Below are 6,093 nucleotides of genomic sequence, written 5' to 3'. Positions count from 1 at the left end.
CAGGAGTTGTTCAAGTAAGCCCTATATACTGCAAGAAGGAGGGTAGTAATCATGAACGATAATATTAATGAACACTCACAAATAAAAGCCCAAGCTGCAATAGCCCGCTTAGAGCGATTCAGTAAGTTAACGGATAGCAGCATTGGTATTCCTTTTACTAAATTTAATATAGGTTTGGAGGCTGTGATTGGTTTAATCCCTGTAATAGGTGATGCCGCAGGGCTAATTTTATCAAGCTATGTGCTTATAGAAGCGCAGCGTTTAGGTGTGAGTAAACGTATAAAGACTAAGATGATCATTAATATGCTCATAGATTTTGTGGGCGGCTTAGTGCCATTTTTTGGCGATATATTTGATGCGTTTTTTAAAGCTAATACGCGTAATACACAACTATTAAAAAAACATTTAAACAAGCAGTTAAGTGAGTAATTAATAGCTTTAAGTAACAGTTAGCAAAGAGACTTTAAACAAAATGTTGTTGGTTGTTTAATCACCTAGTAAGGTAGGAGCGTCTATTCACTTTGGTATTTACAATATGCAATTATTCATCGGTAATAAAAACTACTCCAGCTGGTCATTACGCGCATGGTATTTAATGAGTAAATTTGATGTTGAGTTTAGTGAAACCCAGCTGGTACTCGACACCCCTAATTTTTACAATGAACTAAAAAAGACCTTTGCTGTGCAAAAAGTTCCAGCGTTAATTGATGGCGATTTACAGGTTTGGGATTCACTAGCAATTTGTGAATATATTAACGATGCTTACTTATCAGGCGCTGCATGGCCAAAATATATTACCCAAAGAGCTAAAGCGCGTGCGCTAAGCGCTGAAATGCATTCAGGCTTTATGGCGCTGCGCAGTGAAATGCCAATGAATATAAGAGCTACCCGTAAAGTAGACCTATCGAGCGAAGCATTAAAAGACATAGCCCGTATAGACGAGATATTTGCACAGCAACAAGATGTGTTTCCAAATGAGTGGTTTTTTGGTGACTTTAGTATTGCTGATGCTATGTACGTACCTATTGTATTGCGTTTAAAAACATATCAAATTACGTTATCGCCAGAGGCGCAACAATATTGTGACTTTGTTATGCGTTGCCCAGTATTACAAGTATGGATCACTCAGGCATTAACCGAAACCGATATTGTAGAGTGTGATGAAGCAGGAACGCCTTTATAATTATTGTTTTTCATATGGCATGTTCTATGCCTTAAAATCATAAGTTTAAACTAGGCAGCTCATGTATCTAAATCACCCAAGGTATGGCAATAAACCGATAACTACCAATACCTCAGTGACAATAGAGGCGATAGAGAATGCGCACTGGCGTTACTCTAGGCTTAAATACTTCCCTAATACGGTAATATTGGCAGATATAAAAAAGCAAAACTATGCCATTGACCCTCGGGCACTTTATGTTGATATTGAAGAGAAGTGCGAAAGTTGCTCTAAGGCATTTATTTTTTTCGCTCAAGAGCAGCAATATTGGTTTGAGGTACTTGATTTTTGGGTCGATTCACACTGTACACGTTGTTTTGAATGCCGTAAGCATGCCAGATATATACTAACTCTACGTAAACGGTACGATATGTTAACTAGCTTAGCCAATAAAACCTCAAGTGAAAAAACACAGCGTAAAGAACTTGCCAATACGCTTTACTGTTTAGGTATTATTAAAAATATCAATAAAGTGAAAGATTAATCCGCTTATATTTTACTATCCCGCCTTATTTTTACTTTAGTTGTAAAAGCCCGTACAATTCGTCTCGTTTTTAGTGCGCTAATATGGCGCTGTAACCGAGACGAATTAATCAATTTTTATGCATCAAATAGCTGATCTAATTTCAATTTTTGAGCGCACTTTTTATCAAAGTCACAATACACGACTGATAAAAGGCGATTGTGAGCCTGTGTATTTACCAGCAACAGAGCAGGTGCCATATCACCAAGTTGTATTTGCGCATGGTTTTTATGCCAGTGCATTACATGAAGTAGCACATTGGCTGGTGGCCGGTGATGCACGTCGGTTATTAGAAGATTACGGCTACTGGTACTGCCCTGATGGGCGCGACAAACAAAAACAAGCTGAGTTTGAAAACGTAGAAGTAAAGCCCCAAGCTATAGAGTGGTTATTAAGCACCGCAGCAGGGTTTAATTTTAATGTGTCGGTGGATAACTTAAACGGCGAGCAAACGTGTCGGTTTGATTTTCAGCAGCGAGTACATGCACAGGTATTATCGCTAATCGAAAATGGCTTTAACTCTCGTACAGAGTCACTTTTAAAAGCAGTGTGTGATTTTTACAATACACCGTGGCCATTAACAGCGCAGCAATTTAATTGGCAACACCCAAAGGAGCTTTGTAATGGCGTTTAAATTAGGCTTAATTGTAAACCCTGTAGCAGGTTTAGGCGGCACAGTTGCCTTAAAAGGCAGTGATGGCGCACACACAGCCGCTAAAGCAATTGAATTAGGCGCAGAGCCAAAAGCAAATAGCCGAACAAAAGCAGCGCTTGAGGTGCTATTACCTTATAAAGAACGCTTAACTATTTACACTGTTAACGGTGACATGGGTGAGCAAACAGCAAAAGCTTTAGGCTTTAATGTAGAGGTTGTATATAACACTTCTGCAATAACAACCCCGGATGACACAGAACAAGCAGCAAAAGTACTTAAAGACTTTGGTGTTGATTTAGTCTTATTTGCCGGAGGCGACGGTACAGCACGTAATATTTGCCATGCAATAGAGGATACCATTCCCGTACTTGGTATTCCCGCAGGTTGTAAAATTCATTCTGGTGTTTACGCTATCACGCCAAAGGCTGCAGGGCGCGTAGTCGAAATGCTGGTTAAGGGGGAGTTAGTTACCTTAGCCGATGCAGATGTAATGGATATAGATGAAGATGCTTTCAGGCAAGGCACAGTAAAAGCCAAACGCTACGGCGAAATGCAAACACCTAGCGAAGTACGCTATATGCAAGCGGTTAAAAATGGCGGTAAAGAAACCGACGAACTCGTACTTGCCGACATTGCAGCGCATGTTGTATCGCAAATGGATGAAGACACATTTTATATTATGGGTAGCGGCTCAACGGTTGAAGCCATAATGGAAGAAATGGGGCTTGAAAATACGTTACTTGGTGTTGATTTAATAAAAGATCAAACCTTAGTTGCCCAAGATTTAACGGCTAAGCAATTGCTTGAGCTTACACATGATCAAAGTACTAAGTTAGTCATTACGCTCATTGGCGGGCAAGGGCATATATTTGGCCGTGGTAACCAGCAATTGAGTCCTTTGCTTATACGCGCAATTGGCAAAGAAAATATTATTGTAGTAGCAACAAAAACAAAACTACTAGCGCTTAATGGTCGCCCCCTTATTTGTGATACAGGCGATGGCGAATTAGATGATGAATTAACCGGTTATATTAAAGTAACCACCGGATTTAACGACCATATTATGTATGCAGTAGGGCACCAAAACCTTGAAAATACAGGTGCTTTGCAAAACCAGGAGATTAATAAATGAGTTTAGTGAACTATATCGATGCAGCCCAGCAGTACTTCGATGATTTAGTAATAAAAGCAACTGACGATGAGTTATTTGCTGGCGGCTATTTACGAGGTCATTTTGATCTTGCAGTTGGTTATGCCGAAGTAGAAAAGCTGACAATCAGTATAGATGAGCTAAATGAAACTGTAGAGCAAAGCTTAGTTAAAGCATATCGCAACGGCGAGCTTAACGAAGAAGACAAGGCATTAGTTGCACGCTTGTGGGATGAAGTTAAAGCCCTCGCTTAACCCTAAGTGGCAAAAAAACACGATTTGTTTATCACTATCGTGTTTTTTTGTGCCCAAAACTTTTAAAGCACATTCCCATGTTAATTTACTGTTTTGTTTTTATGCGATATTGTTACTAAAATAAATTTTAGGAACAATAAAAATGAATAATAATCAAGACGCTTTACCTTCAGGGGTTGTAGCGCGTTTTTTAAATTTTGTTGAGCGAGTAGGAAATAAGCTTCCAGATCCAGCCGTAATATTTCTATTTGCAATGTTATTGATTTGGTTTTTGTCGTGGTGGTTTTCAGGCGTGAGCTTTGATGCAATAGACCCACGTACCGGTGAAGCGATTATTATTAATAATATGCTGGCAAGTGATTCGCTCGCTACTTTTTTATCCTCTATGGTAAAAACCTTTACTGGCTTTGCTCCCTTAGGTGTCGTTTTAGTAGCTATGTTAGGTGTCGGTGTTGCAGAGCATTCGGGATTTATTAATACCGGCCTTAAGTTAATGCTTAAAGTTACTCCTAAAAAGCTATTAACGCCTTCAATCATTTTAGTGGCCATTGTGAGCCATACCGCTACTGACGCAGGTTATGTATTAGTTATTCCACTTGCCGGTGTTATATTTTATGCAGCAGGACGCCATCCGCTTGCGGGTATTGCAGCTGCATTTGCAGGAGTCAGTGGTGGTTTTGGGGCTAACTTTATTCCATCGGGTATCGACCCATTGCTACAAAGCTTTACCCAAAGTGCGGCGCAAATAATTAATCCTGCAATAACAATTAACCCGTTAAATAACTGGGCATTTGCTTCAGCATCTAGCTTATTTATTGTGGCATTAGGCTGGTACATTACCGATAAAATTATTGAACCACGTTTACAAAAAACAGCAGTTGATGGTGCTAAAGAGGATTTACCTGTATTTGAAGATGCACGTAGTGATGAAAAACGTGCCTTTTATATAGCCAGTACCGTGATGATTGCTGGACTTGCGTTATTAGCATTTGTCTCTGCTCCAGACGATTCTGCAATGCGCAGTAGTGACGGATCCCTTACTAATTTTAGCTCTCCTTTAATGCAATCAATTGTACCACTAATATTTTTACTTTTTTGGATCCCAGGCACTGTATATGGTTTTACGGTAGGTACCTTTAATACTTCAAAAGATATGATTGATGCTATGAGTAAAGCGATGAGCGGCATGGCATATTATATCGTCATGGCGTTTTTCTGTTCGCTATTTATTGCTGCATTTAGTAAATCAAATTTAGGTGCACTGCTCGCAATTGAAGGTGCGCAGTTATTAAAGGCGATGGAATTGCCAAGTGCAGTAACGGTTGTAGGCATTATCTTTTTAACTGGCTTTGTTAACTTGTTTGTAGGTTCAAGTTCAGCAAAATGGGCGTTACTTGGCCCCATTTTTGTACCGATGTTAATGCAACTTGGCATTTCGCCAGACTTAACTCAAGCCGCTTATCGTGTAGGTGACTCAAGCTCTAATATTATTACACCGTTAATGCCATACTTCCCATTAGTGGTGGTGTACTGTCAAAAGTATGTCAAAGGCACCGGTATAGGCACTTTAATTGCTATTATGCTGCCGTACTCAATTGCCTTTATGATTGGCTGGAGTATCTTTTTATTAGGTTATTGGGCACTTGGTATTCCTTTAGGTTTAGATGCAAGCTACATTTATCCAGCATTGCCTTAGCCTAAACCTAAACCTTTATGAACCTCACTCACTTGAGTGAGGTTTTTAAATAAAAGTCCTGTAATGTAAAAGTAAGTCTAAGTTATCTTTCTAAATCTCTCACTATATAGCCAAATAAGCTGGCCTCTCCAACAATATACACATAATCATTTTTGTTGTTCATTATTGTAGACTTATCGTCATACCACCTAAAATCATGAATCTTATTCGTTTTAGGGTCTTTGAAGTATAAACGAGTACAGCTATCTTCATACTCAGTGCCACACTCTTGTACATCGGTCAGGATGTATTCTTTATACCAATAGTCGCCTTGTGTGTAGTAAGCCCATAATTTAATAGGATCAGAGATAAAAACAGAGAGTATTCCAAAGATTAATAAAGGGGATAATGGGTACATGAAAATGGATGCTAATTTTATTTTAGTATCTGAGAAATTGTATTTAAGTGATTCTCTATATTTACTGCAGCGTTTATATTTATTGAATATAAGTATATTTAAATAGATAAATAGTGCACAACAGATAATAGGGAGGGTTATAAATAAAACAGCGTCGTATAGTTCATTTGAGATGAATGGTGGATCTGTAAAGTCC

8 protein-coding genes are annotated in these 6,093 nt (G+C 38.9%); 7 read left to right on the top strand and 1 reads right to left on the bottom strand.

Translation table 11 applies throughout. From position 1 onward, the window contains the following. The first annotated feature begins 51 nt into the window (after window positions 1-51). The 7 genes from H5072_RS09645 to H5072_RS09615 all read left to right on the top strand — a co-directional run bounded on the left by H5072_RS09645 (window position 52) and on the right by H5072_RS09615 (window position 5,500). Window positions 52-429, top strand: a complete 378-nt coding sequence (locus tag H5072_RS09645) for a DUF4112 domain-containing protein (RefSeq protein WP_024591638.1) — start codon at window positions 52-54, stop codon at window positions 427-429. Between the two features lie 106 nt (window positions 430-535). Continuing rightward, on the top strand, window positions 536-1,183 hold the full coding sequence (locus H5072_RS09640; RefSeq protein WP_182693396.1) for a glutathione S-transferase family protein: 648 nt from the start codon (window positions 536-538) through the stop codon (window positions 1,181-1,183). Window positions 1,184-1,244: 61 nt separating this feature from the next. Then, on the top strand, window positions 1,245-1,706 hold the full coding sequence (locus H5072_RS09635) for a zinc-ribbon domain containing protein (protein ID WP_029753288.1): 462 nt from the start codon (window positions 1,245-1,247) through the stop codon (window positions 1,704-1,706). Between the two features lie 118 nt (window positions 1,707-1,824). Further along, window positions 1,825-2,379: an elongation factor P hydroxylase gene (locus tag H5072_RS09630; RefSeq protein ID WP_182693395.1), complete on the top strand. Its 555-nt coding sequence runs from the start codon at window positions 1,825-1,827 to the stop codon at window positions 2,377-2,379. Continuing rightward, window positions 2,369-3,532, top strand: coding sequence for an ATP-NAD kinase family protein (locus H5072_RS09625; protein WP_182693394.1), 1,164 nt, complete (start codon window positions 2,369-2,371; stop codon window positions 3,530-3,532). Before H5072_RS09630 ends, H5072_RS09625 begins: the two co-directional genes overlap by 11 nt. Then, window positions 3,529-3,804: a YfcL family protein gene (locus H5072_RS09620; RefSeq protein ID WP_024596509.1), complete on the top strand. Its 276-nt coding sequence runs from the start codon at window positions 3,529-3,531 to the stop codon at window positions 3,802-3,804. The genes H5072_RS09625 and H5072_RS09620 overlap by 4 nt, the downstream gene beginning before the upstream one ends. A gap of 142 nt (window positions 3,805-3,946) precedes the next feature. Further along, window positions 3,947-5,500, top strand: coding sequence for an AbgT family transporter (locus H5072_RS09615; protein WP_182693393.1), 1,554 nt, complete (start codon window positions 3,947-3,949; stop codon window positions 5,498-5,500). An 82-nt stretch (window positions 5,501-5,582) separates the two neighbouring features. On the opposite strand, the gene H5072_RS09610 is transcribed toward H5072_RS09615, so the two are convergent. Beyond that, the coding region (locus tag H5072_RS09610) for a hypothetical protein (RefSeq protein WP_182693392.1) at window positions 5,583-6,093 on the bottom strand (511 nt) is incomplete at its 5' end.

The organism is Pseudoalteromonas sp. SR45-5 (assembly GCF_014163565.1).
In the GTDB taxonomy this organism is placed as follows: Bacteria; Pseudomonadota; Gammaproteobacteria; order Enterobacterales; family Alteromonadaceae; genus Pseudoalteromonas; species Pseudoalteromonas distincta.
Note: the sequence above shows the minus strand (reverse complement) of the source record. Positions and strands in the feature narration are given on the sequence as shown.